19 protein-coding genes are annotated in these 25,838 nt (G+C 48.9%); 12 read left to right on the top strand and 7 right to left on the bottom strand.

What is annotated here, in order from left to right; translation table 11 throughout:
• Nucleotides 1–119: 119 nt before the first annotated feature.
• The 3 genes from D328_RS0109735 to D328_RS0109725 are packed head-to-tail and all read right to left on the bottom strand — an operon-like array spanning nt 120 to nt 3,625.
• Nucleotides 120–1,046, bottom strand: a complete 927-nt coding sequence (locus D328_RS0109735; RefSeq protein ID WP_018884806.1) for a DUF7916 family protein — start codon at nt 1,044–1,046, stop codon at nt 120–122.
• 5 nt (nt 1,047–1,051) lie between these two features.
• Complete coding sequence (gene celB, locus D328_RS0109730; RefSeq protein ID WP_018884805.1) at nt 1,052–2,332, bottom strand: PTS cellobiose transporter subunit IIC; 1,281 nt, start codon at nt 2,330–2,332, stop codon at nt 1,052–1,054.
• A gap of 21 nt (nt 2,333–2,353) precedes the next feature.
• Nucleotides 2,354–3,625 (bottom strand): glycoside hydrolase family 125 protein, encoded by a 1,272-nt coding sequence (locus tag D328_RS0109725; protein WP_018884804.1) that lies wholly within the window; start codon nt 3,623–3,625, stop codon nt 2,354–2,356.
• A gap of 155 nt (nt 3,626–3,780) precedes the next feature.
• On the opposite strand from D328_RS0109725, the gene D328_RS0109720 reads away from it, so the two are divergent.
• From D328_RS0109720 to D328_RS0109705, 4 genes are all read left to right on the top strand, one after another.
• Nucleotides 3,781–4,902 (top strand): GntR family transcriptional regulator, encoded by a 1,122-nt coding sequence (locus D328_RS0109720; RefSeq protein WP_018884803.1) that lies wholly within the window; start codon nt 3,781–3,783, stop codon nt 4,900–4,902.
• Nucleotides 4,903–4,940: 38 nt separating this feature from the next.
• Nucleotides 4,941–6,881 (top strand): BglG family transcription antiterminator, encoded by a 1,941-nt coding sequence (locus D328_RS0109715; protein WP_018884802.1) that lies wholly within the window; start codon nt 4,941–4,943, stop codon nt 6,879–6,881.
• Nucleotides 6,882–6,969: 88 nt separating this feature from the next.
• The gene (locus D328_RS0109710; protein ID WP_018884801.1) at nt 6,970–7,305 is read left to right on the top strand and encodes a PTS lactose/cellobiose transporter subunit IIA; all 336 of its coding nucleotides are present in this window, start codon (nt 6,970–6,972) and stop codon (nt 7,303–7,305) included.
• Nucleotides 7,302–7,613: a PTS sugar transporter subunit IIB gene (locus tag D328_RS0109705; protein WP_018884800.1), complete on the top strand. Its 312-nt coding sequence runs from the start codon at nt 7,302–7,304 to the stop codon at nt 7,611–7,613. The genes D328_RS0109710 and D328_RS0109705 overlap by 4 nt, the downstream gene beginning before the upstream one ends.
• 365 nt (nt 7,614–7,978) lie before the next feature.
• Here the strand turns inward: D328_RS0109705 and D328_RS0109700 are convergent, their stop codons facing one another.
• Nucleotides 7,979–9,133: an aminotransferase A gene (locus D328_RS0109700; RefSeq protein WP_018884799.1), complete on the bottom strand. Its 1,155-nt coding sequence runs from the start codon at nt 9,131–9,133 to the stop codon at nt 7,979–7,981.
• A 674-nt stretch (nt 9,134–9,807) separates the two neighbouring features.
• Here D328_RS0109700 and aspA point away from each other — a divergent pair.
• The 3 genes from aspA to moaA all read left to right on the top strand — a co-directional run bounded on the left by aspA (nt 9,808) and on the right by moaA (nt 13,281).
• On the top strand, nt 9,808–11,217 hold the full coding sequence (gene aspA / locus D328_RS0109695) for an aspartate ammonia-lyase (protein ID WP_018884798.1): 1,410 nt from the start codon (nt 9,808–9,810) through the stop codon (nt 11,215–11,217).
• A gap of 101 nt (nt 11,218–11,318) precedes the next feature.
• The gene (locus D328_RS0109690) at nt 11,319–11,924 is read left to right on the top strand and encodes a restriction endonuclease (RefSeq protein WP_033412767.1); all 606 of its coding nucleotides are present in this window, start codon (nt 11,319–11,321) and stop codon (nt 11,922–11,924) included.
• A 355-nt stretch (nt 11,925–12,279) separates the two neighbouring features.
• Nucleotides 12,280–13,281, top strand: coding sequence for a GTP 3',8-cyclase MoaA (gene moaA / locus D328_RS0109685; protein ID WP_018884796.1), 1,002 nt, complete (start codon nt 12,280–12,282; stop codon nt 13,279–13,281).
• 139 nt (nt 13,282–13,420) lie between these two features.
• Here moaA and D328_RS0109680 read toward each other — a convergent pair whose 3' ends face one another.
• Complete coding sequence (locus D328_RS0109680; protein ID WP_018884795.1) at nt 13,421–13,945, bottom strand: hypothetical protein; 525 nt, start codon at nt 13,943–13,945, stop codon at nt 13,421–13,423.
• Between the two features lie 337 nt (nt 13,946–14,282).
• Between D328_RS0109680 and rhaD the strand changes: the two genes are divergently transcribed.
• A complete protein-coding gene (gene rhaD / locus D328_RS0109675; RefSeq protein WP_018884794.1) occupies nt 14,283–15,116 on the top strand; it encodes a rhamnulose-1-phosphate aldolase in 834 nt (277 codons plus the stop codon).
• 447 nt (nt 15,117–15,563) lie between these two features.
• Here rhaD and D328_RS0109670 read toward each other — a convergent pair whose 3' ends face one another.
• Together D328_RS0109670 and D328_RS0109665 are read right to left on the bottom strand one after the other, a co-directional pair.
• Nucleotides 15,564–16,316 carry a YdcF family protein gene (locus D328_RS0109670; RefSeq protein WP_018884793.1) on the bottom strand — a complete coding sequence of 251 codons (753 nt, stop codon included), beginning with the start codon at nt 16,314–16,316 and terminating at the stop codon, nt 15,564–15,566.
• A 172-nt stretch (nt 16,317–16,488) separates the two neighbouring features.
• Nucleotides 16,489–18,033 carry an HD domain-containing phosphohydrolase gene (locus D328_RS0109665; protein WP_018884792.1) on the bottom strand — a complete coding sequence of 515 codons (1,545 nt, stop codon included), beginning with the start codon at nt 18,031–18,033 and terminating at the stop codon, nt 16,489–16,491.
• Between the two features lie 403 nt (nt 18,034–18,436).
• On the opposite strand from D328_RS0109665, the gene D328_RS0109660 reads away from it, so the two are divergent.
• The 4 genes from D328_RS0109660 (at nt 18,437) to D328_RS0109645 (ending at nt 25,824) form a co-directional block, all read left to right on the top strand.
• Entirely contained in the window at nt 18,437–20,758 is a 2,322-nt protein-coding gene (locus tag D328_RS0109660) for a helix-turn-helix domain-containing protein (RefSeq protein ID WP_018884791.1), read from the top strand.
• A gap of 238 nt (nt 20,759–20,996) precedes the next feature.
• Nucleotides 20,997–21,944, top strand: coding sequence for a tripartite tricarboxylate transporter substrate binding protein (locus D328_RS0109655; RefSeq protein ID WP_404821505.1), 948 nt, complete (start codon nt 20,997–20,999; stop codon nt 21,942–21,944).
• Nucleotides 21,945–22,021: 77 nt separating this feature from the next.
• Nucleotides 22,022–23,053, top strand: coding sequence for a 2-keto-3-deoxygluconate transporter (kdgT, locus tag D328_RS0109650; RefSeq protein ID WP_018884789.1), 1,032 nt, complete (start codon nt 22,022–22,024; stop codon nt 23,051–23,053).
• A 248-nt stretch (nt 23,054–23,301) separates the two neighbouring features.
• Nucleotides 23,302–25,824, top strand: a complete 2,523-nt coding sequence (locus D328_RS0109645; RefSeq protein ID WP_018884788.1) for a WG repeat-containing protein — start codon at nt 23,302–23,304, stop codon at nt 25,822–25,824.
• Nucleotides 25,825–25,838 lie beyond the last annotated feature (14 nt).

Below are 25,838 nucleotides of genomic sequence, written 5' to 3'. Positions count from 1 at the left end.
TTATTTACCTCGGTTCTACGTAACCTGTCCGAAGACGCTGCGGATGACTGCTGAATCCCGCCTCTACACAAATGAAGTGTTCAAAGTGTACAACTGGTGCAGATTTATGGTGTGCTGCTCTAACGGATAATCGACTTGGCCCGCATACGGAGCTGATGCCGTTCACCACGAATGGCATTGCCAAGTGCATCAATGTTCTGATACAAGGCGAGACCGGAGAAGCCAGCGTCACCGATATGCTGAATATCTACCCCACAGGCTTTGCATGCGAGAGCGATCTTCTGAACGACTTCTTTGCTGGAGCTTTCCTGACTGGTTCCGATGGCCGACAGTGTCAGCACCTTATTAGCTGGATCGGTCACGGAACGATTGTGAGCATGGACAATCTCAACCATACTCATCAAATCTTCTTCCCTGAACTTGGGCACCGTGTACACGGCAGGGAACAGAATGATATCGGCACCGGCTTGAATGAATGACTGCACGGTCTCTGCGTCGATGATCGGCTCATCTATACCTGAGCTGTGCATTTTGCCTGCAATAATCAGACCTTGGAAATACTTCCGTGCCTGACTGATGGAATGATAGATGGCTTCATTCGTGACTCCTGTGCCGGGATTGCCAGTGAGACAAATGAAGTCGAGACCAAGCTCGTTCGCTTTGGTAAAGGTGGCGGAAGTCGCTTTGCGTCCTGCGCTAAGCTGCTCCTTCTCATCCATGGTCTCTCGTGTATCATCTACAGGCTCCAGATTAGCACCTACAGGACGCCCCGTCAGTCTTCTCAAAGTCCGTACTGGCTGAGGGTCGCTTGTGTCAATGCCTGAAATTTGAGGATATTCTACATCAAAGGCATTGAGCAGTATCAGGTCTGCCCCTGCGAACTTGGCAATTTCCCCATTCGTAATGCCATCAATGATCGGTTCCTTCACTACAGCTGTCTCGGCGAGTACCGTTCTTCCTTCACTGGCATAGATCGAGAGTTTTAATTCATCTCTGCTCATGGCGAGCAGGTCGCTGGCGTCACAGTTCAGTAAACGTTTGGTCATCGTTGTCACTCCTCTTTGCTTTCTTCACGAATGAATTGCTTGTCCATGGTTCTGAAGAAAGGATAGTAAATAAGAACAGATACGGCAAGGTTGACAAGCTGCAGAATGGAGCCTCGGATGCTGCTTGTTGCCAAATAACCGCTAATGAGTGGCGGCATGGTCCAAGGAACAGATACGCCGTTCGTCTTCGGTACGAGACCTGTTACCATGGCAAAGTAGGTCAGAATTACCATAGCAATCGGAGCCAAAATAAACGGAATGAACATGATTGGATTCAGCACGATTGGAACGCCGAACATGAGCGGCTCGCTGATATTAAAGGCAGCAGGCATGAAGCTCAGACGCCCCATGGACTTGTTCTGCTGGCTCTTACTGAACAAGAACAGACAGATGGCTAGGGCGAATACGGTACCTGCTCCGCCCATATGCACGAAGATATCGAAGAACGGCTGCGTGAAGATGTTGGGCAATTCCTCGCCAGCTTGGAAGGCGAGTCGGTTCTCGTCCATTTTTTGCATCCAGATCGGATTCATAATGCCACCCATGATGTTGCCGCCATGAATCCCTGTCAGCCAGAACAGACTGATCAACAGGTCATAAATAATAGCTCCGAAGATAGTACCACCCAGCAGTCCGAGCGGTTTGCCAAGAACGGTCTGAACGAGATCATGCAGGCTTCCGATCCCGGTTGCGGCCAGGACCCAGCTAATCGCGGCGAAGAAGACGATAATGAAGAAGCCCGGGATCAGCGCGGTGAAGGATCTGCCCACTGCAGGTGGCACACCGTCAGGCAGCTTAATCACAAGGTTCTTGTTGATGACGAACCGAAAGATCTCGGTCGCAACGATACCAATTACAATCGAGACGAACAGTCCCTTACTGCCCATAAGGCCCAGAGGAATTCCCACAGCATTGTCGGCAGACAAGATGTTAGGGGTACTGAGCAGATACGAGGACAGTGACAGGATTCCGACCGACATGCCGTCCAGTGAATATTGATTTGCCAAGGAATAGGCGATGGTGAATGAAGCCAATAAGCCAATGAGGCCGAACGTACCGTCAACGATCATCCCAAGACGCGCGCCCCAGCCGCCTTCGTTCATAAGATTCACATACCAGGCTGCCTCAATCGGAAGGCTGTTCAGAATCAGGGCAATTGAGCCTATGATGATCAGTGGCATGATGTAGGAGATTCCGTCGCGGATGGCTACCAGCTGTTTGATTTGACCGATTCTTCCGGCAAAAGGAGCAACCTTGTCTTCCATAAATGTTTGAACTCTGCTCATTGTATGTCCCCCTCAGGTGAGTTACTCATCCAGCTCTAGATAATTCAGCAGTAATTGGCAATACATCATATTGGACCATGAGAACCACTCACGGGTGTATTGGTGTTCATCGTTGACGTCAAAGCTTTCATGGCACTGCATTGTGCCGGCCGTCGTTCCGACCACGACGTCGAGCAGACGCTCCTTCTCTTGCCTGTTATTCGTGGTTAATCCCTGAATGGACAGGGCGATCGGCCAGATATACGGCTCTGGCGTGTGTGAACTACCAATGCCTGAAGCTACGGTGCCAGAATAATAATAAGGATTGCGGTCACTGAGCAAAAGCTCACGAGTGTTCAAATACACATCATCATCCGCATCACAATATCCAAGATAAGGAGCTGATAGCAGGCTAGGTACATTGGCGTCATCCATCAGGGTGTAATTACCCAGTCCGTCCACCTCATAGGCGAAGATCTTTTTGCCAGTATGCTTATCTTCAACAATTCCGAATTTCTCGATACCTGCCTGAATCTCATCCCGCAGGCGGATGATATCCGCCACAAGCGCGTCCTCCGTATAGAATCTGGGGATGATCTCTGTCAGGTAGGTAAGAATCACAACGGCAAACATATTGGCCGGGACCAAGTATCCGTATTGGCACGCATCATCGCTTGGACGGAAGCCTGACCAGGTCATGCCGGTATAGGCTAGCGGAGATCCTTTGCCGTCGTTAACCAGTGTGTCCTCTGGGCGTGCTCCGAATCGTTCAAATGAATAGTCTGAGGTCTCGTGATGCTGCTCTGTTGTAAATACGTTTACCATTTCTCTGACCGCTTGCAGGAAAGTGTCGTTGAAATGATCGGTATAGCCTGTCTTCTCATACAGCAGATAAGCAAGTCTTACGGGATAGCACAACGAGTCAATCTCGTATTTGCGCTCCCATACCCATGGCGACATGATCGTCTGATCTGTCTGATGTCCGTGGCTGTTGGGCTGCTCATTGAAGGCATTGGCGTACGGATCAATCAGAATATACTCGCATTGTTTTTGTACGAGCTTGGCGATCAGGAGCTGGAACACCACATTTGTCTTGGCCAATACCAGATAAGGTTCAATTTGGGCTGTGGAATCCCTGAGCCACATGGCGGGAATGTCCCCAGTAACCAGGTATACCGAGCCGTCCTCCTGAATATGAAGCGTTCTCAATAAGGTGTCTGAGAAGCAATTGCGAAATTGCCTACCCCAAGCTTCTTTATCCATGCTGCGAGTCTTGGTATCCACGGCCTCTAGCATCTCAGTAATGCCGAGCATTGCTTGTTCTTTAATAATAGTTCCCCACTCCTTTTCAACATTTATATCTTTTTATAATACTTTTATGTCCTTTATATTATGATTATGTAAGTCTTTTTGTCAATCAAATTATAAAATGATATAATATATATATCTTTTGGAAAAGGGACGATTCCATGATGAAGAAGAAACCGCTATATCAAACAATTTACCAGCAGATTAAGGAAGATATTCAGCGTGGAAAGTATGCTTCGGGCGATCAGGTGCCTACCGAGAAAGAATTAATGGACATGTACGATGTCAGTCGACTCACAGCCAAAAATGCTATGAATCTTCTGGCAGAGGAAGGGTGGATTCATCGCGTGTCGGGCAAAGGGAGCTTTGTCAGCGAGCAGGCAGTAGAGCAGGCGAACGAAAGTGAGCAGAGACATGCCAGGCTGATCGGTCTGATACTGGCCGGCTTCTCAGACAGCTACGGTACAGAGCTACTCCGTACTACAGTGAACGAATTGAACCGAAGAGGCTATCATACTATTCTCAAAATTTCCAATGAATCGCAGGAGCTGGAGACACAATATCTGAATGAACTGATTACGCTGGGTGTTCAAGGTATCCTGATCCTACCCGTTCAGGCAGAATTCCATAATATAGCTCTACTCAAGGTAACCCTTAGTAATTTCCCGATCGTATTAATGGATCGCAAGCTATCGGGCTTGTCTGTTCCTTATGTGGGGAGCAATAATCATGAGATCGCCAGCCAGCTAACGAGTAAGCTTCTGAACTCTGGCCACAGCAAAATCAGTGTCATCTCCCATGAAAATTTAAATAATTCTTCCATCAATGACCGCATCGACGGAATTAAGGAAGCGTACATGGATAATCAGGTCCTGCTGGATAATAGCTTATGGTTACTTGATCTGGAGACGTCTTATTGGAATCTAACGGATACGAAGGTGCTGGAAAATGATTTTCAGAAGATCTACCACAAACTGAAGGAAAAGCCGGAGATCACTTGCTTCTTCGCGCTGGATTATCTCAGTGGACAGATTCTGTGGTATGCACTCCATCAGATCGGCAAGCGCATCCCAGAGGATTACAGTCTGCTGAGCTTCGATGGTCCGCTACAAAGCTTTCTGTCTCCTTCGGTCTCCAGAGTTATCCAGAATCAGTCGGAGATCGGCTTGCATGCTGTAGAATTGCTGCTCCAAATGGTGGCCTCCGGAAAGACTACATACAAGGAAGTCATTGTGGATACAAGCTTCATGGATAATGATTCAATACGTAGTCTCTTGCCATAGGTTAGAGTGGCTGAAGGCTTAGCAAAGGAGGAGACCGCATGTATCCCAGAATTGCACATCTCCTGCAGTCCCTGCTCCATGCGGGCACTCCGGTGACCGGGGAGCAACTGGCTGCTGAGCTTGGGGTGACCTCTAGAACGGTGCGGAGCGACATCAAGCTGCTGCATCAGCTGATTTCCAGCCACGGTGCGGAGATCCAGGCTATGAGAGGAATGGGCTATGAGCTGATGATTAGCGATAGGCCTGCTTTTGAGGACTGGCTGAAGAGACAGGTGTCCTGGGCATCATTTGGCGTAATCGACCCTGCGGACCGGATCAGCTTCGTCATTAGAACGCTGCTGCTGACGGAGGGCTATGTCAAGCTAGAGGATTTGGCGGATCAGATGTATGTAAGTAAATCTACCGTCCAGAACGACTTGAAAATCGTGAAGCAGCGATTGGATGCTTATGGGCTGCATATCATAACAAGGCCAAGCTATGGCTTGAAGATCAGTGGAGAAGAATATCAGCTCCGTTTGTGCATGTCCGAATTTTTTGGGAATCAAGTTGACGAGGTCGATCTGAATGAAGCAGGTGATCATCGGTATACCCGTCTTTTTGGTAGAGGCGAGTTAAGCAGGGTACGTGAGATTGTCATTCATAGTATGAGAAAGCATGGTCTGTTTTTTTCGGATCGAGGTCTCGATCAGCTTACGATTCATATTCTGCTTGCGATACGACGAATTCGAGAGGGGCACCAGATATTGTCCTTGCCAGCAGCATGGATGCCATCTGCGACTTCTAGAGAGTCTATGGCAGCATTAGATATCGCAGCAGCATTGGAGTCCTCGACTATTATGTCATTCAATAAGTCATTTTCTGAAGAAGAGCTCGTCTACCTAACTATGCATTTAATGGGAACAGAGCTGCTTGTAGAAATGGGGGACACTCAACAAGTGGCGATGACAGAGATTGATCAGGAATATCAGACGTATGCTAAGTCAATGATTGAAGAAATAGAAGCAAGCCTGAAGCTCGGAATCAGTCATGATTCAGAATTGGCGTGGGGGCTTAGCCTGCATCTGAAGCATGCTCTTAGCCGCATCCGTTTCGGCATGAGCTTGACCAACCCGATGCTAAATTCCATCAAATTAGCGTATCCCCTAGCCTTCCAGGCCGGTATTATCGGGGCTGCCGTGCTTCAAGAGCAGTCAGGCCTAGACATCTCCGAGCATGAGATAGGTTATATTTCGCTTCATATTGGAGCGGCATTGGAGAGGCGAAAGGATCGGTCTGTTGTCAAAAAGTGCATTATCGTGTGTAGTACTGGACTCGGCAGTGCGCGACTGTTATATCAGAAGATCAATAGACACTTTGGCTCCAAGCTTGAGGTCATGGGTACCTTCGGTTTTTATAATCTGGATCAGGCCCCACTGGACAATATCGATGTTATTATCAGTACCGTTCCACTGCCCGCAGAATTGCCTGTTCCCGTAGTAATCGTACAAACATTGCTTCAAAGCACAGATCTGCAGCAGATTGAAAAGCTAATGCTGGATCTTGACCATGTACCACTCCGATTTCTGCGTGAGGAACTGACGTTTCTCCAGCTTGATCTGGAGAATAAAGAGGATGTTCTGGATTTCCTGTGTAAGGAGCTGGAATCAAGAGAATTGGTGACTGCTGACTTTCGGGAATCCGTCAAACAGAGGGAAGCGATCGCATCTACCGCTTATGGCAATAGGACAGCCATGCCGCATCCGCTTGTTCCACAGACGAAGGAGACGTTTGGGGTCATATGTACCTTACAAAAGCCTGTGCAATGGGGGGACAAGCTAGTTCAGCTCGTATGTCTTCTCTGTATTGGAAAGGCGAGTCAGGAGGAGCTGACATCCATGTACGATACCCTGATTCATGTCACGGAAAGTGCTGAACTGGTCGAGCAGCTGGTCAGGGCAGAGACATTCGAGCAGCTAAGTGATATTTTTTTCCTAAGATAAACGGAAAAACATTCGCTGTAGCTTGGAAGAGGGATAGCCTATACTTGTGAAAACGCTATTGCACATTAGAGCTATCGGGGGGATGGTAATGGAATTCATAGAGAAGATCATGGTGCTGATTGCCATGTCTGGCGCCGCCAGGAGCCAGGCGATGGAAGCCATTATGCTGGCGAAGCAGAACAATCCCGCTGCAGCGGCTGAGGTTCTGGATTCTGCATCCAAGGAATTGAAGGAAGCTCACAAAGTGCAGACTCAATTGATTCAGGAGGAGGCTGGCGGTGCTAAGCATGAGATTACACTGCTGCTGATTCATGCTCAGGATCATTTGATGAATGCCATGACAGTCAAAGATTTAGCCAAAGAATTCGTTGAGCTGTATGAACATACTCACCAGCTCCAATCCGGAAAGGAGATCACATCATGATCAAGATCATACTTGTATGCTCTGCTGGCATGTCTACCAGCTTGATGGTGAAGAAAATGCAGGAGGCAGCCCAGACTAGCGGTCAGGACGTGAGCATCGAGGCGACGGCGGGGGAGAATCTGTCCAACTTCGGCGATGAGATTGATGTATTGATGCTCGGTCCGCAGGTTGGCTATATGAGAAAGGATTATGAGAAGAAATTTGTGCCCAAGGGTGTCAAAGTAGATGTGATCAACACGGTGGATTATGGCAGAATGAATGGAGAAAAAGTGTTGGCCAGAGCCTTAGAGCTGGCGGCGAGTAATTAAGCGAGCATGTGAAGTACAAGTAACATTGCTTGTGCGTGGCGGGAGCTCTGACTTGTTAGTTGACACAGTCACCTTTAGTTCTACCTGTTCACTGGCTTAACTCGATAAGTAGACTGTGAAACGAATTGTAAGAGTATGTTTAGAAATAGCTTGTGACTAACTGAGTGGTAGACCTCTGAATATATCAGGGGTCTTTTTTCTGTTTGGACACTAGTATAGCTTATCTTCGGAACAAGTGTTGTTAATAGAAGTCCAGTTGTAGGAACTAAAAGAAACCTTGAAAGGCACTTCTCCTTTCAAGGTTCTTTTTAGGTGGATGCAACGCACCTCTTATGATTCACTACAGTCCCAACCTTTATACAACCCTACAATCGCTGCAGAAAGCTCTCCAGTCGATCCAGACCTTGCTCCAGCACGGATTGTGCACAGGCGTAGGAAAGCCGAATATAGCCTTCTCCGTAGACAGAGAACGCACTTCCAGGAACGACGGCCACCTGCTGCTCCTCCAGCAAGCGAAGAGCGAAGTCCATGGATTCCATGTTTAGGTGTCGAATGGATGGAAATAGATAGAAGGCTCCTTCCGGCTTCGAGAGCGGCAGTCCCATCGCAGTTAAACGTGCATGCACGTAGTCGCGCCTGCTCCGATATTCATCTTTCATCGGAAGAGCGTCGTCCACTCCAGCGGTAAGGGCGGCAATCGCTGCATATTGGCTGATCGAGCTGGCGCAGGTCACATTGTATTGATGGACCTTCAGCATATGTTGCGTAATCGCAGCTGGAGCCAGTGTGAAGCCTATGCGCCACCCGGTCATGGAATGGGATTTGGACAGCCCGTTGATAACGATGGTGCGCTCACGCATGCCTTCGAGCGTAGCAATGGAGGCGTGCGGCATATCGTAGACCAGTTCGCTGTAGATCTCATCGGAAATAATGAATAGGTCCCTTCCCGACAGGAGATGAGCAATGTCCTGCAGTTCTTCCTGCGTCATGACACGTCCGGTCGGGTTAGAAGGATAGCCCAGCACGACGGCTTTAGTACGCTCACTCAGATGAGGCTGAATCAGCTCTGCAGTGAGCTTGAATTCACTGTCCCGTGTATCCACCAGAACCGGAATGCCACCGCTTAGTCGAATTAAAGGCTCATATCCGGGATAAATCGGACCTGGCAGGATGACTTCATCACCTGGTGACAAAATCGTACGCAGCGTAATGTCCAGTGCTTGACTGGCGCCGTTCGTAATGATGACCTCATCGTTCGGATTATAGTGCTGAGCGTATCGTGCTCCTACAAAAGCTGCCGCTGCCTCTCTCAGCTCAGGGAGTCCGGCATTGGGGGTGTAGACGGTCTTGCCGGCATTCATCGCTTGATGAGCAGCCTCTACGATATGCGAAGGCGTGGGGAAGTCCGGCTGTCCAATCGTCAGGGATATGACCCCTGGAATGCTGGCAGCCTTATTGGCGATTTTACGAATTCCACTAATTTGAATATCCTTGACGCTGCTGTTCAGTAAGTGTTCCATCCGTCTGACCTTCCTATTCTACAATAGTCTCGCTATTCAAATGCAAGCTGTGATCCCGACTCGGGATGCTAATTGGTTACAGTGTACCATAGCACCGTACTAAATGGTCATGAAATATGGATCAGGCTGGTACTTTGACCGAATTTGATTTCAGAATTGAGGTATTAGAAAAGTGGTGAACATTAGTGAATAACATATCTTTACCAAAGTGCCTTATTTCATGGCGGGACTGACTGAGACCCACTTCAAGACTGCTGCTCGGAATATACTAACATATACACTTCTTTTATATGCCTTCATTACATGACACATATACACTTCTTACAAGTGAACACTTCGTTGCTTAAATTGCCCCGAGGCTCCATACGGGTTCGCTTAGCTGGGCAACATCGTCAATGGTATACTCGTCCATTAGAGTGTTGCAAGGATAGGAAGACCCTAAGTTGGGGAGACTGTGCGCAGATCTATTATGACGGAGTCGTCTGCTGGAACACCATAATGAAAATCCAGAGATGGATCACTAACCTTGCTATACCCTGTAAAACCCAACATCTTCATATTCCGACTGGCATAACCTGTAACTCGGTCGTATAATGGGTACTGGCCCCGAGTATTGTTGATTTGGCTCGAATGGCCAGGTTCGGAAGTAATCCACAGCGGAGGAATGAAGGACAATGAGGCTTGAACATGATTTTTTGGGTACAAAAGAAGTTCCGCCCGATGCCTACTACGGCATTCAGACGATGCGGGCAGCAGAGAATTTCCCGATTACAGGACAGCGTCTGCATCCTGAGCTGATTAAAGCTATGGCTATGGTCAAAAAAGCAGCGGCAACAGTCAACACGGAGTTGACTCGTCTGCATCATACCAAGGCAGAAGCGATTATTAAGGCTGCTGAGGAGATTCTCGCTGGGCAATGGCATGATCATTTCATTGTAGATCCAATTCAGGGCGGCGCTGGCACGTCCATTAACATGAATACGAACGAGGTTATCGCGAACCGAGGGCTGGAGCTGATGGGCTTCACCAAGGGCGATTACCAGCAACTGAGTCCTAATAACCATGTCAACATGGCGCAATCTACGAATGACTCCTTCCCGACGGCCGTGCATCTGGCTGTCCTGACTATGGTGGATAAGCTACTGGGAACGATGAGCGAGCTGCGCAATGCATTTGAGAAGAAGGCGGACGAGTTCGACGGTGTCATCAAAATGGGTCGCACACATCTGCAGGATGCTGTGCCGATTCGATTGGGACAGGAATTTCAGGCGTATGCACGCGTGTTGGGGCGTGATATCAAGCGTCTGGCGGCTACCAGAGAGCATCTCCTGAGCATTAATATGGGAGCGACTGCCGTTGGGACCGGACTGAATGCGGATCGGCGTTATATTCAGCGTGTGGCCGAGGTGCTTGCTGATCTGTCTGGCTATCCGCTGCATGCAGATGATCATCTTGTAGATGCTACTCAGAACACGGATGCCTATACCGAGGTATCCGCCGCATTGAAGATCTGCATGATGAATATGTCCAAGGTCGCCAATGATATTCGCTTGATGGCCTCAGGACCGCGGGCGGGCTTTGGAGAATTGATCCTGCCAGCTCGTCAGCCTGGCTCCTCGATTATGCCGGGCAAAGTCAACCCGGTCATGTGCGAGGTAATTAATCAGATTGCGTTCCAGGTTATCGGCAACGATAATACAATTTGTCTGGCTTCGGAGGCAGGTCAGCTAGAGCTGAATGTCATGGAGCCGGTGCTCGTCTACAACCTGCTGCAATCGCTGGAGATTATGAATCAGGGCTTCATGGTCTTCCGGGTACATTGTATTGAAGGCATTCAGGCGAATGTGGAGCGCTGCAAATCCTATGTCGATAACAGCGTGGGCATCATTACAGCGCTGAATCCACATCTGGGCTATGAGGTCGTATCGCGTATTGCTCGTGAAGCGATTCAGACAGGCAAATCCGTACGGGAGCTCTGCCTTCTGTATAATGTCCTGACTGAAGAAGAGCTAGATCTCATTCTGGACCCTTATCAGATGACGCAGCCAGGTATTGCTGGTGAGGCACTGCTGGAGCGGGAATAAGTTCATTCCGGACGTTCCCTGTGTAAATGGTGGCTTTACGCTTCCTTTACCTGGGAACGTTTTTCATTGTAGCTGATAGCTTCAGCAGAAAGGAACGAAAGATGGACATATTGTATACGCCTGTAGGCTTGGCTGCCCTTATTGGGCTACTCATCCTGGCAGGCTTGCTGATCCGGTGGGTAATACATAGGAGAGCACGCGTACTACGAGAGCTGAACCCGCGCAAAATCACCATGAAGGATATTGATCGTATGGAGGATGGCTCGGAATTCGAAGCTTATCTTCATCGTTTGCTGACAGAGCTTGGTTATGATGAGGTATTCAAGACAACCGGCAGCCGTGACTTCGGAGCAGATCTCGTGTTCACAGATCGCCACGGGCTAAGAAATGTAGTGCAGGCCAAGCGGTATGGCAAGCAGAGTCCAGTAGGTCTGAGTGCTGTTCAGGAAATTTTTACTTCTATTAACTATTATCATGCCCAGCGCTCCATTGTGATCACCACTGGACGATACACGGATTCCTGCAAGACTTTGGCTGGTGTGAATAGAGTAACCCTGCTCCATCGTGAGGATCTGGAGGACATGATCTTATTGTTCAAGCAGCGTTGCTACGACGAAGCTATGAATATTCTGGAACGTGAGCCAGAGGTCGGTGAGGGTGGCTGGAATGAAAGTAAGCTACGCAGAAAGAGTAGCAAGCAGGGGTAGACGTACTTTTTCAGCAAAGATTTATTTAGCATTCATTTTTATTTAAGCTTCCTCGCTTATAGTAATTATTAATAACCCCCTAATTGATATACACTTGGCCCTGCTGAACCTCAGCAGGGTATTTTTTTTGGATAGGCGCCAGCGTATTTCTCTTCTTGGCGACTGCGAGCTGCTGTCTGTAGCTTACTCTTATAGAACGAATATTAAGGAATTGAATACTCTGCAGCTAGACGGAGCATAGCCTTTTTAGCGGGCTCGGCGTTTTTATGAGGGACACAGCCGGGTATATATGATAATCTAAGAGATACTATATATACATCGTGGCTAGCTGAGCTGCAGTAGATAGGGGGACATCATGACTGTATACGACCAGCATAACAGGCCATTGCAAGATTTGCGTATTTCGGTCACAGACCGGTGTAACTTTCGCTGCCGTTATTGCATGCCTGAGGAAATATTTAATAAGGATTATGAATTCCTGCCGACCAAGGATATTTTGTCTGCTACGGAGATTGAGCGAATCTCACGCCTATTCATAGACTTGGGAGTACGTAAGCTTCGGATTACCGGAGGAGAGCCGTTATTACGCAAGGATCTGACAGAGATCATCCGGCGTCTGGCTGCCCTGGATGCTGAGGATATTTCATTGACCACCAACGGCAGTCTGCTGCGCAATAAGGCAAGTGAGCTGAGAGAGGCTGGTCTGCAACGGATTACGGTCAGTCTGGATGCGCTGGATGATGAGACCTTCCTGAATATGAATGGCCGTCGAAGCCGCATAACGCCTGTACTAGAAGGTATTGCTGCTGCAGCTGCCGCCGGACTTGACGTTAAGGTCAACATGGTTGTGCAGAAGGGTGTGAATGAGCACGCTGTACTGCCCATGGTTGAATATTTTCGAAATGAGGGCCACATCCTCAGAATGGTTGAGTATATGGATGTAGGGAATACGAACGGCTGGAATCGGGAGCATGTTGTTAGCAAGCAGGAGCTGCTGGATCGAATCGGAAGTCAATGGCCGCTGGAGCCTATTGCGCCGAATTATCCTGGAGAGGTAGCCTCTCGTTATAGATTCGTGGATGGGCGTGGAGAGATTGGACTGATCTCCTCTGTAACGGATGCTTTCTGCTCCACGTGCACCCGCGCCCGTCTGTCTGCGAGTGGGATGCTATATACGTGCCTGTTTGCCGTTAAAGGACATGATCTGCGCAAGCTACTGCGCTCAGAGGCTGATGACGCCATGCTAAGGGAGCAGGTTCACGCCATCTGGAGTGGACGTACAGATCAGTACTCGCTTGAACGGGAGCTGGGCCGTACGTCTCATGGTAAAGTAGAGATGTCTCATATTGGTGGTTAGCAGGTGTGCCACCTTCCTTCGGGGTCGGGAAGACTCTGGAGGAAGGTGGTTTTTTTGTGGATTTATAACATTGTATATTGAATTAGCCGTATCCAATGTAAGTGTAGAGCCGCAAGCGTGGGAGTTCTGTCGACTGCGGTTAAGCTTGCTTCGATATCTCCTTCCATGCAAAGCTGTGAGCCAGCACGTCTATATATGAATCATGTGCGCTCAGTACCCAATGTCTGATCTTGGGGGAGTTGAAGCCGTAGACAGCTCCTAGTGGTGAATTGATCACTTCATAGAAGCCTGGATTGGGACACATTCCCGTATCGTTCCACTCCTCCTGCAATGAGCGCTCCCCACGGGTATATGGCTCGAAATAACTGTAGTCATATCGCTCCCATTCACGAAGCTTGCTATACACGCTGAAGAGGAGCACTGGGGCAAAGGTAATCTCTACAAGGGCGTTTCCGGCCTTATTGTATTCTTCATCAGGTATGTCCCCATCATATAGAAGCGACAGCTCCGAAAGGGTGTTCTCAAAGTGCTTACTACTATACCCGCACATCATCTGTATGGCGACTTCTTGCTGATCATCTCCTCTATAGGTGGCAAAGTCGTAGGATGGGCTAATCATCCAGGGCACCTGCATTGGTGTGACAGCCATACGACGCATATCCATGTTCGTTCCTCCGTCTCTCGGGATTGCTACTGGTTGACTCCATAGCGTTAATAACAACTGCATAACGTATGCAATCGACAGCTTATTGGCGGTATTGCTTGTTGTATTGTAAGCCGAAAAGGATAAAGTTGTAAATCGGTAGCATTCACATGAGCTTCTAGGATTAAATTTGTCTGAAATCAGAACTAAATAAAGAAAAATAAAAATAAAAACGAATTTATGTGTGTTGTTTTATTGACTGAACAAAAATATAGCAGTAGGATGAAAGTGAAAAAGGTATTGTTTATCTGTATTTATTTTTACTTTTTAAAATATAAGATTTAAGGAGTGGATCAAGATGGGACAAGTAAGCTATAAGGAAGTGAATGCTGCCGACGTACCGTTCATTCAGGAAATGGCCGGCATCGCATATGATATGTGGAGTCTAGGCTGGGACGAGCGGAACGGCGGTAATATCAGCTGGCTGCTGGATGAGGAGACGGTAAGCAGCTACTTAGACATCCATCATGTAATTCGGACAATTGAGCCTGCTTTTCCAGTAGCTGAGTTGGCGGGCAAGTATTTTGTGGTGACAGGTTCGGGGAAATATTTCAAGAACATGCTGGCTGCACCCGAGATGAACTTAGGAGTGCTGCGCGTTTCGTCTGATGGACAGAAGCTGGAGATTCTGTGGGGCTTCGGCAACGGCAGTGTGCCAACGAGTGAATTGGCTTCGCACTTCATGAGTCACATTGAGCGACTGAAGGTTGATCCTACACACCGGGTCGTGATTCATACGCATGCGACCAATGTCATTGCTATGACGTTCATTCATGATCTGGACGAACGCCTCCTGACGAGAACGCTGTGGGAGATGTGCACCGAATGTGTAGTGGTATTCCCGGACGGAATCGGCGTCATTCCTTGGATGGTTCCCGGTTCGAGCGAGATCGGGCGTGCTACGGCAGGCAAGATGAAGGACCATCGTGTAGTCTTGTGGCCACAGCACGGGATCTTCGGCACAGGAAGCTCGATTGATGAAGCCTTTGGACTGATTGAGACTGTAGAGAAGGCAGCCCAGATCTATATGCTGATTGCCCACCACGAGATCAAGCAAAGAATCACGAAGCAGGAGCTCCTGGACCTGGCAAAAGCATTCGGCGTGACGCCACGCGCAGGAGTTCTGGACTAATTGCCTGCAGGTTTCATACAATATGCGGTACAACATATATATGGCCGTACAAGGTATAAGATCCATACAGTATGGCCGTAGAATTGTGTGACCTATCCCAAATAACCCCTACGCTCGGTATACACTTCAACTGAGGGCAGGGGTTATTTCAGTTGCTCAGAACTACGATGGAGAGGACATGGTGTATTACAGCTACAGCCAAATCACTGTAGCACGATGATACGGCAGACTATTATTATGAACGCATACGATTTCAGGTGTGAATGATTTGCAGAGAGTATGTCTAGCGGAAAGCGTGGAAGCCCTAGAGAAACGGATTGCCCACCTTAAAGCTCGCTGTTCATCAACTAATCAACTTCGTTCGAAAGAACAGCAGCTTAACAGTGGTCGACAAGGCTCCCCGCTTGCAGCGGCTCTATGCACACATTTTAATGGGGTCCATGTGTGTTAGTCCTTCAGCTTCAGCGCGGCTATACCCAAATACTCCTTTAAGGCAGTCCCTATCACGGATGAAGCGCCGGGTGATGGCGAGAACTTGCCTGCATACCAGCGCTGCGGCTGGCTTGCGAGATAGTCTGTCGGGAAGGGCGTCACCTCTATGCCTGCCCGCTCGAATTGTAGAACGGCCCGCGGCAAATGAAAAGCTGAAGTGATCAGTATGGGCCGCTGAAAGCCTTCCTCCTGAAGCAAGATGGCTGAATAGCTAGCATTCTGTTCTGTGTTCAGGGAGCGGTTCTCTGTGTAAATGTCCTGCGGAGGAACTCCCAGGCCGAGCAGTTGTCTACGGGCAATGTCTGCTTCATTCCCACTGTCCGGGAATACTTGACCGCCAGAGAACAGGATCGGCAGGCCTGTCTGTTCATATAGTCTTGCTGCGGTTAGCAGTCGATTCGCTGCTGATCCCAGCATATTCCCTTCCCCATCAACATCGGGAGTACCTTGCGTGGCACCACCACCAAGTACGACAATAATATCACCCTGAGCTTCCTGTGGCTGAGCATATTGCCGCTCCAGGGTACCAACGAGCAGATCACCAGTCAACGGAATCATGGAAGCATACAGCAACACGGTAACGCCGAGTAGCGTAATAGCTGCTCGGCGTTGTTTTTTCCATATCCAGATGCTGATGCCTAGTAATAAGATCACGAACAATCCCGGGGGAAGTACGAAGCTATACAACCATTTGATTAGATAAATCATACATCTACACCGCCCTTTACGAGCTACTCATGCTCATAGAATCTGGCATTTTGGGCATGCTGCAGCATTCGAGCTAAAGTCAGCAGACACGAAGAGAGCCGGTAGGCTCTAGCAAGTCAGGCTTGTCTGAACCTATATTTGTGATGCGTACACATGCAAAATGCCACTTTGCCTACATTGTAGCATGTTTACTCGCAGGAGAGCTTCCTTTATCCTCATGCTCCAATCGAATCCGCTCAAAGTTGGCAATGAACAGACCTGTAAAATACGGGTCCCACTGAGTACCTTTTCCTTCCAGCATAATGCTCAGAGCCTTCTCTTCCGTCATTCCTTGACGGTAGGTACGATTCGAGGTCATTGCATCGTAAGCATCTGCGATGGCGATAATGCGGCCCATTACAGGAATGCTGTTCCCCGCCAGACGATCGGGGTAACCGTTCCCGTCATAGCGCTCATGGTGAGAGCGTACTCCCGGCAAAATCTCAACCATCGCATCAGCTGGCTCGATCTGCAGCAGGATTTTCTCACCTAGCACGGTATGCTGCTTGATAATCTCGAACTCTTCATCGGTAAGCTTGCCCTCCTTGAGCAGCACGGTATCGCGAATCCCGATCTTGCCGATGTCATGGAGCAGCGCAGCTTTGCGAAGGGTATCCAATTCCTGGTCTGTCAAGCCAGCCAGCTTGCCGATCTCATGGGAATAATGTGCCACACGCTTGGAATGCCCTGCCGTATAGGGGTCTCTGGCATCCAGCACAGTAGCAAGGGTAGTAAAATAGCTCTGAATGAGCAGCTTGGTCATATCCTCCCGATTCTTCAAGGCTCTGACCATGTGGTTGAAGCCGGCTACCAGCTGGGAGAATTCATCCGAATAAATATCGGGGGTTAGATGATCCAGCTTCCCCTGCTGAACGATTCTCATGGAGGCTGTGATGTTGCGAATCGGATGCTGTATGTCCCTGGACAGTACCCATGCACCGAAGGATGAGAAGATCGCTCCTGCTACGAGGAAGATAGTCGTCCATTCCCAATAGCTCATAAAGTTATATTGATCCAGATAGTCCTGACGGATATAGCCTGCAATACTGAACAGAAATAATGGAAAGGTGCCGATCAGAAAGGCACTATACAGAAATTTTTTGCGGACCGAAATCAGAACCGAGCCTTCTAGAGACAAATCCTTACCATAGAGGTTGTAAGCCATGCTGCGAATGTGGTTGACCACTGGAATGATCGCATGAGACGTCAGGAAGAATTCAATAAATGCATGCATACCTGCTACGACGGGAGCACAGACAATGGCAAGCACCAGATAGCTGTAGGGAACATGAATCCACTTCATATAGATGGACAGATACGTCAACAATATTCCAGGAATCATCAGCCCCATCATATGTGGCAGTACAATGCGCTTGATCGCCAGCAGCGGAAGGCGATGGGTCTGAATGTAAGCTTTCCGTAGCTCCTCATAAGAGGGAATAGAGCCTTCACGATAAATTCTGCGAATCGGATGCAGATGTCGAAAAAATACAGCAAGCTCCACTGAAATCATTATTACTAAGGACAGCATCAGAACGGTCATTAAGAATAGTGCTTCTTTTACAGGCATTTTTATAGCTACAAATATAAAAAACAAGCCCGTGAACATCACGGCGATGAATGATCCAACAATATAATTCAGAACTGTTTTTCGTATAAATTGGGAGTAAATGTCCAAGTCATCGCCTTCTTTAGTCTGTATGAAATGATGTTGCCAGTCATAATTAATATCGGCTAAATGGCCGGGTTTGTGAGCATTTGGTCAGGATCCAGACAGATTTATCGACGTTCGGGCAGATGATTCGCTGTTATGTGACGCGCCAGAGTGTTAAGTAACTATTTGTATATGACATGAGCGGGCAGAAGGGGAGGATCTGTTAAAAAGAACACTGATATTTAAATTTTAATGTCTTACAATGCAGGATGAGAGATACTGTGTGTGTAAGTTAGTATATGATGCATTTTTCGTATACTGCATTGCGATGTCTATGCCTTCGTACAGGCAAGCATTTTTTAATAAAAATTGCAGTATGCTTATGCAATTGCAATACATGCTCAAGGCTGGAAGGATGAGATACACCATGCTTCGTTTGAAGTTGAAATTCATGTTCAAGAATAAGCAGACCAGGCTAATCCTGCTTCTGACGCTGACCGTCTCGCTGCTTATTACGCTGATTGGTCTCTTCTCGTATAACAACTATAGAAAAGGTATGGATACAGAGCTGAACACCCCTAATGTGGAGTTGCTTCAAATTAATCTGGACGTCACGAATCGTGCCTTCAGGGAATCAGATAGCAAAGCCGTAGACCTGGCGTTTCAGCCAGCCGTCATTTCATATGTTCAGGCGATGTCTAGTGGTATGCCTCCTTCATCCGAGCAGGAGCTTTCCTTATTGAAAGCACTATCAAGCGAAGAGGACATCCATTCGGCATATATTATCTCCCTTCAGGAAGAGGCTCTGCTCTCCAGCGAAGAGGGCTATATATCACGCTGGAGCGATGCGGCCGATCAAAGCTGGATTCCGTGGATTCAAGAGATTAACAGTAAGCCCCTGCTGATTGAGCGGAGATGGACCGGTGAAGCGCAGACGCCCGGGCAGGTGGAGCTGCTGTCGCTAGTGAGACCCATCGTAGATCAAGGCCGCATCATTGGTGCAGTTATGGTGAACATGGACTATGATCGTTTTTTCTCCAAAATGTACACGCATCTCCCCAGCCATCAATATGTGTTCAATCTGGATCATGAGCTGATCTACCCAAAGCTGAATACAAGTGTGCCTTTGGAAGACATGCAGCATGTCATTCGTGAGCTTGACGTGAACCCGTTCACCTATGTAGAGGTAGATGGGCTAGCCTACATGGCGAATCAGACCTTCTCGGATGTGACAGGATGGCGTCTGGTATCTTTGGTGCCGATGGATCAGATGCTGAAAAGTGTGAATCTGGCCCGGAACATGATGCTCTTCTTATCGTTGCTCTCGATTGTGGTTGGGTGCTCAGCGATTTATTACTATAATTATGCGGCCCTTCGACCGGTCAGAAGAATCCAGCAGCTCTTGAATCCGGGGGAGCGTGGGAGTCGGCAAGTGAATCTCTATGAACTGGAGCCAATCATTGGTAAATGGGTGGGCGAATATCAGATGAAGTCACTTGTGGCTGAACGCAGCCTGCCCGAGCTCCGCTCCAAATATGTGCAGGACATCCTGAACAAGAGCATTGGCTTACAGGAGGTTCGCACAAAATGGCAGCACTACTTCCAGGATTGGGAGGAAGGACCACTCTCTGTCTTGGTGCTGTCGATTGACCGTTATTGGCAGTGGACCAATGAGTACAGGGAAGAGGATCAGATGCTGCTCAAGTACGCCTTGCATAATATTATTCTGGAAATGCTAATGTCCTCCTGGAGAGCAGTCAGCATTGCCGCGGAGAAGGATCATTATGTCATTGTGGTTCAGCCAAGAGAGGCAGAACATGCGCCTTCGTTACTGGAGGATGCGCAGCGCATGATTGTGACGGTTCAGGAGTACCTGCATGTGACCATTTCAATTGGAGTAGGCAGTCCAGTAGCGGATGTGTATCAAATTAACCAGTCTTATGAGGAAGCCAGAGAGGCACTCTCCTATCGACTGTATGAGGGCTATGGAACGATTATGGAATATGCGACCCTTCCCTATCCGACAGGCGAATACCCACGCAGCATTCTGGATGATTCCTGGCGAGTCGGTATGAATACCAGCTTGAAATCTGGTGATATGGAGGCCTGTGTGAGCTGGATTCAGCAGTGGGCTGAGTATATTCGAAAAAACGGAATTCAACCGTCCGTTGTCTATATCTCAGCTGACATGCTGGTTCAGGATCTACTGAAGCTCACCGAGCTGCAGCGCATTGAGCTGCCGTCCGAGCTTGCACACTACAGCACGAATCAGGTAGGGACCATGACCCTTTCGGAGATTGAGATTATGTTATCACAAGCAGCTGTGTATTTATCTGGTCATATGACTGCTCATAGTGAATCCAGAGAGTACAAGCTTGTGCAGGAAATGATCCAATATATGAAGGACAATCTGCATCTGAATATCGGTCTGCAAAATATTGCTGATGCTGTGCGCATGAGCATCTCATCCGTCAGTAGTATCTTCAAGGAGGAGACGGGAAGCACCGTCTATGATTATCTGACGAACCTTCGGATTGAAAAAGCCTGCGAGTTGCTGCAGGATTCTAGCCTGAAGATTGCAGACATTGCCGGGCTGGTCGGATACCAGAATGAGAACAGCTTCATTCGCACCTTCCGCAAGCAGAAATCAGTTACACCAGGCAAGTACAGAGAGACCTTCAAATCCTCCAGCGGATATGCAGATCCTCCAAATGCCGATAACGCCGGGGTTTTTGACGATCAGGAATAAGATTATACGATAGATTGCACACCGTCTCTTACGGTACACTTCAGGTGAGATAAGCGCTTCGCCTGACGAATGTCGACTGCAGGATTCAGAGCCCATAGGGAATGATATCCTCTTGAAGCAGACCATGAAGAGACGGAGGTGACCCTACAGAAAAGAGGGGATGGCAGTGAAAGGGCATGGATGGCGAAAGTATATAGTAATTGCAGGAGCAGGTATCGTTTTGCTAATGATCGTTATAATGATGCTACCCAGCAGCAAATTTTCTTCGGATGCTGTGCAACGTGACGCGGCTTCCTTTCCCAACAAACCTATCACATTGGTCGTGCCTTATGCTGCCGGTGGTGGGACTGACATCACGGCCAGAGCACTGGCTGAGGCTGCCGAGAAGTATCTGGATCAGCCGATTATCGTGGTGAACCGGACGGGGGGAGGCGGAGCGATCGGGCTTATGGAGGGAGCGAATGCCCGACCAGATGGTTATACGGTAACGTATCTGGTGGCTGAGCTGACGACGCTGCCCCATATGGGATTGCTGCCCATTACCTATGAGAAATTCGAGCCGATTGCCCAGACGAATTTTGATCCTTCTGCCATCACGGTTCGTGCAGATGCGCCATGGACGACAGCTGCGGCGTTTCTGGAGTATGCAAAAACACATCCCGGAGAGGTGAAGATGGGAAACGCCGGGACAGGTAGTATCTGGCACCTAGCGGCTGCCACGTTGGAGAAAGAAAGCGGCGTTACGTTTACACACATCCCTTATGAAGGGGCCGGTCCAGCAGTATCGGCTTTGGCTAGCGGCTTTGTGGATGCGGTTCCAGTTAGCCCTGCCGAAGTGAAATCTCTAGTTGAACAAGGGCAGCTTCGTACGTTGGCTGTGAACACGGCCGAACGCTCGGAAGCGCTTCCTAAGGTGCCGACTCTTTATGAGGCCACTGGCGTAAGATTTGAATTCATTGGAACACTCAGGGGGCTGGCCGTTCCGAAGGGAACGCCTCAGGAAATTACGGATCGTCTGGAGCAAGCATTCATGCAGGCGACCGAGGACCCGATCTTTCGGGAACGAATGCGACAAAATGGCTTGGGATTAATGGTTAGAGATAGCGAGAGCTTCGGTAGTCAACTGAAGGAATATCATGATTTGTTCGCGCGACTGATCCCGGAGCTTGGCCTAAGTCGAAAATGATACCGCTTTAACTAAAGCTTGGCTTCATCTTATAAAGAACAAATGGGATGGAGCATACAGAAAGGATAGATCAATGTATGAACATTAAGAAGAAAATTGACAAGATTCCTGGCGGCATGATGCTGGTGCCGCTGTTCATAGGGGCCATAATCCATACCTTCTGGCCAACGTCGGGTGCCTATTTCGGTTCCTTTACGAATGGACTCATGACAGGTACCGTGCCTATTCTGGCCGTATGGTTCTTCTGTATGGGCGCCTCCATCGATGTAAGGGCTACGGGTACAGTGCTGCGCAAATCGGGTACGCTTGTTTTAACCAAAATCGCGGTGGCATGGGTGGTGGCTATCATTGCTGCCCAGTTCCTGCCAGTAGGCGGAATTCAGACCGGATTCTTCGCCGGACTATCTGTACTGGCCTTGATTGCGGCTATGGATATGACGAATGGCGGGCTGTATGCCTCCATCATGAATCAATATGGCACAAAAGAAGAAGCAGGCGCGTTCGTGCTGATGTCATTGGAATCCGGACCGCTCGTAACGATGCTGATTCTGGGAAGTACAGGTATGGCGGTATTCGAACCACATGCATTTGTAGGGGCAGTATTACCTTTCCTCGTAGGGTTCTTGCTGGGGAATGTGGATCATGATTTTAGAACCTTCTTCGGCAAAGCTACACAGACCTTGATTCCTTTCTTCGGATTTGCTCTGGGAAGCTCGATTGACCTCAGTGTCATCCTTCAGACCGGCATCCTTGGTATTCTGCTAGGTATAGCAGTTATCATTGTAACAGGCATTCCACTGATGCTCGCAGATCGCTTCATTGGTGGCGGGAATGGTACTGCAGGACTTGCAGCCTCCAGTACAGCAGGAGCAGCCGTAGCCAATCCAATGATCGTCGCTACGATGAAGCCAGAATTCATGCCAGCGGCACAATCTGCGACAGCACTCGTAGCAGCATCGGTCATCGTGACCTCCATTCTGGTGCCAATCCTGACGGCCTACTGGGCGAAATACAAAAATAATCAGAATGGCAGTATGAATAGTGGTGCCACTAAGGGAAATGCAGGGGGCCAGACCTCCATTGATGCAGAGGCTCCTGCCAAAGCTTAGGTGAAGCGTTCCCATTCTCACGCGTACGTTTTCACTATACAAGTAAGCACGTTGTGAGGACTGATCAAGCAGCAAGTTTTCTTGATACAGGCAGGTTGTTATAAGGTAAATTCTTATAACAACCTTTTTTTAATACTTGAATATTGTCTCTGATCAGCCTGTCATAACAATTGCGGGCTTATTCGCATATTTGTCCATTCGCTGCATACGATTAGGCGATGAATGTATGTGAAGGGGCGAGAACGAATATGACATTAAACCAATGGTCATGGTCAGAGCTGGTCATGAGTTACGTGCCTCATGGCGGTGAACTAATGAACGTGGAGAGACTTGATGGTCAAGCTGCGATTCTGCCTGCGGATCTCAGGGGCAGTGGGCAGGCTGATATTGCCGCGGTCTATCGCTGGAATGGCAGCTTGTATGTATTGGTGCTGGTGAATAACGGTGGTAGCTGGAGACAGACAGGTCACCTCGCTGGACCTGGATATGCAGTATCTGCACTCACCGCTGCTCCATTGATTGGTGCAGGGCGGCCGCAGCTGCTTGTAGGCTGGCGCACTCATACTAATCGTTGCCTGCTCTCGGTCTACGATTACGATGAAGCGGGACTTAGGGATATTACACCAGGTCCGATCCAATTCAGTCATATGGATGTGGAGGACATGGCTGGCGGATATGGTTCTGATGGAGTGGCGGAGCTGGCTCTATGGCTTCATGAGACTGAATCGGCCTATCGTGTTGATATTTTCCGTTGGTCTGGCAGCGGGCTTGTGGCAGCTCAGGATGCCTACCCGGCGTACTTTCCGAAGGTCATCCGCTACTATGAAGAGCTACAGCAAGCCTATCCGGATGAACCTGTGTACGGCTATTATCTGGCTGATGCGCAGCTCCGTACTGGAGCACTGCAGTCAGCGCTACATACCGTGGGCAGGACGTTAACGCTGTCACAGTCTGCCACGTCCAGAAGTCGCTTGCTTGGTCTGGAGCAATGGATACTGACTGCTGGCTATCAGGAGGGCTTTTGGCGAACGGTGGGCTTATATCCGGTGTCACTCAAGACGACAGAGGGTCTGAAGTGGGGCTATATGAACCAGACGGGGCAGCTTACCATTCAGCCGCAATTTGATGATGCCCGAGATTTTGATCATGGTTTGGCTGTGGTCAGCAAGCGCAATAAATATGGACTGATTAATGCGGCAGCTCAATTCGTGGTCCAGCCTGTGTATGACTCAATCGGTCCCTTTTTCGAGGGTCTTGCCGTCGTATCCGACGCCAGAGGCTACAGATTAATGAATGAACAGGGGAACATTATTACCCGCAGAGCCTACTCGTACATTAACGCAGTCAAAAATGGCAGAGCTGTCTTTAGCGACACAATTCAGGTGCCAGGTGCAGGTGGTCAGGAGCAGATACGTTATGGTTATCTGGACCGCGCAGGCCACGAAGTCATTCCAGCTCAGTATGAAGAAGCTTATGATTTTCAAGAGGATCGTGCGATTGTGAAGTTGCCAGCCGGGGCATATGTACTGATTCAGAAGGATGGAACCAAGCTGCACGAATATAGCTATCCAAGTGTCGGTCCCTATTCGGACGGATTAATGTCCTTCCAGCAGGAGGAAGCCGGGAAATATGGATATATTAATGAGCGTGGGGATGTCGTGATTCAGCCTATATTTACGTTCGCGATGCCGTTTCAGCAAGGGAGGGCTATCGTAAATACGTCAGAGGATGGAGAGTACCTGTATGGTGTCATCGACCGACAGGGCAGATACATTGTGCAGCCGGAATACAACGATATTCGCAATCTGGATGCAGGACGGCTGGCTTTGGGAAGGGCTGTCGATCCTTCGCAGCCCTTCCTGGGATCATATTATGCCATTGCGGACTGGAATGGGCGAAGGCTGACAGACTTCATCTATGCAGAATTGGAATCGTATCAGGATGGACTGGCATCTGCAACTGACGGCAAGGAGACGTATTTCATTGACTTGACGGGGCGTCCGGCTCCGGGCTATCCACGACTTCGAGGGCAGGGGAGCGTGAAGCTGGTCTCGCATGGCTTGATTCAGGCGTTCATAGATCAGCGATTAAGCTATGTAACGCGCGCAGGTCAGCTCATCTGGCAGCAAAATACGCTAATTCCCCTTGCACCGCCATATGCCGTGCGAGAGGAGAAATACCATCCGAACCCTGACTATCTCGTGTACTATCCGCAGGTGGAGGGAATTCAAGACCGTACCGCTGCACAGAAGCTCAATCGCAGGCTCAAGGAGCTGTCGCAGGTCAAGCCTGTGCCTTCGGATCAAAAACTGGATTATACGTATACAGGCGACTTCCAGGTCTCCTTTTACCGCTATTACCTGCTTCAACTGGAGCTCACAGGGTACCGCTATCCGCTTGGTGCAGCACATGGTATGCCTTCATTGATCTACGCCATCATTAACCTGGGTAATGGACGTATGTATAGTCTGAAGGATTTGTTCAAGCCTGGCAGTCCGTATGTACGGGAGCTCAGTAGGATCGTGGGAGAGCAGATTCGCAACGACCCGCAATATTCTTACGTATTCCCGGATAGCTACACAGGTATAAAAGAGGATCAGCCCTTCTATGTCACAGAGGATGCGCTACATCTGTACTTTGAGCCCTATGAGATTGCACCCTATGCTGCTGGCTTTCCGACCTTTACCATTCCATTCATTCAGATTCGTAACCTTATTAATACAAAGGGAGAATTCTGGCAGGCCTTTCACCAAGCGCCATATAGTTCATAGCCGTTACCGCCAAG

This window comes from Paenibacillus massiliensis 2301065 = DSM 16942, assembly GCF_000377505.1.
Classification (GTDB): domain Bacteria; phylum Bacillota; class Bacilli; order Paenibacillales; family Paenibacillaceae; genus Paenibacillus; species Paenibacillus massiliensis.
This window is presented reverse-complemented; position numbering and strand designations above follow the sequence as displayed.

Bases quoted from the DNA above. Each gene is read 5' to 3' on its own strand.
- D328_RS0109735 (WP_018884806.1), bottom strand. From the start codon at position 1,046: ATGACCAAACGTTTACTGAACTGTGACGCCAGCGACCTGCTCGCCATG.
- celB (WP_018884805.1), bottom strand. From the start codon at position 2,332: ATGAGCAGAGTTCAAACATTTATGGAAGACAAGGTTGCTCCTTTTGCC.
- D328_RS0109725 (WP_018884804.1), bottom strand. From the start codon at position 3,625: ATGCTCGGCATTACTGAGATGCTAGAGGCCGTGGATACCAAGACTCGC.
- D328_RS0109720 (WP_018884803.1), top strand. From the start codon at position 3,781: ATGATGAAGAAGAAACCGCTATATCAAACAATTTACCAGCAGATTAAG.
- D328_RS0109715 (WP_018884802.1), top strand. From the start codon at position 4,941: ATGTATCCCAGAATTGCACATCTCCTGCAGTCCCTGCTCCATGCGGGC.
- D328_RS0109710 (WP_018884801.1), top strand. From the start codon at position 6,970: ATGGAATTCATAGAGAAGATCATGGTGCTGATTGCCATGTCTGGCGCC.
- D328_RS0109705 (WP_018884800.1), top strand. From the start codon at position 7,302: ATGATCAAGATCATACTTGTATGCTCTGCTGGCATGTCTACCAGCTTG.
- D328_RS0109700 (WP_018884799.1), bottom strand. From the start codon at position 9,133: ATGGAACACTTACTGAACAGCAGCGTCAAGGATATTCAAATTAGTGGA.
- aspA (WP_018884798.1), top strand. From the start codon at position 9,808: ATGAGGCTTGAACATGATTTTTTGGGTACAAAAGAAGTTCCGCCCGAT.
- D328_RS0109690 (WP_033412767.1), top strand. From the start codon at position 11,319: ATGGACATATTGTATACGCCTGTAGGCTTGGCTGCCCTTATTGGGCTA.
- moaA (WP_018884796.1), top strand. From the start codon at position 12,280: ATGACTGTATACGACCAGCATAACAGGCCATTGCAAGATTTGCGTATT.
- D328_RS0109680 (WP_018884795.1), bottom strand. From the start codon at position 13,945: ATGGATATGCGTCGTATGGCTGTCACACCAATGCAGGTGCCCTGGATG.
- rhaD (WP_018884794.1), top strand. From the start codon at position 14,283: ATGGGACAAGTAAGCTATAAGGAAGTGAATGCTGCCGACGTACCGTTC.
- D328_RS0109670 (WP_018884793.1), bottom strand. From the start codon at position 16,316: ATGATTTATCTAATCAAATGGTTGTATAGCTTCGTACTTCCCCCGGGA.
- D328_RS0109660 (WP_018884791.1), top strand. From the start codon at position 18,437: ATGCTTCGTTTGAAGTTGAAATTCATGTTCAAGAATAAGCAGACCAGG.
- D328_RS0109655 (WP_404821505.1), top strand. From the start codon at position 20,997: ATGATGCTACCCAGCAGCAAATTTTCTTCGGATGCTGTGCAACGTGAC.
- kdgT (WP_018884789.1), top strand. From the start codon at position 22,022: ATGAACATTAAGAAGAAAATTGACAAGATTCCTGGCGGCATGATGCTG.
- D328_RS0109645 (WP_018884788.1), top strand. From the start codon at position 23,302: ATGACATTAAACCAATGGTCATGGTCAGAGCTGGTCATGAGTTACGTG.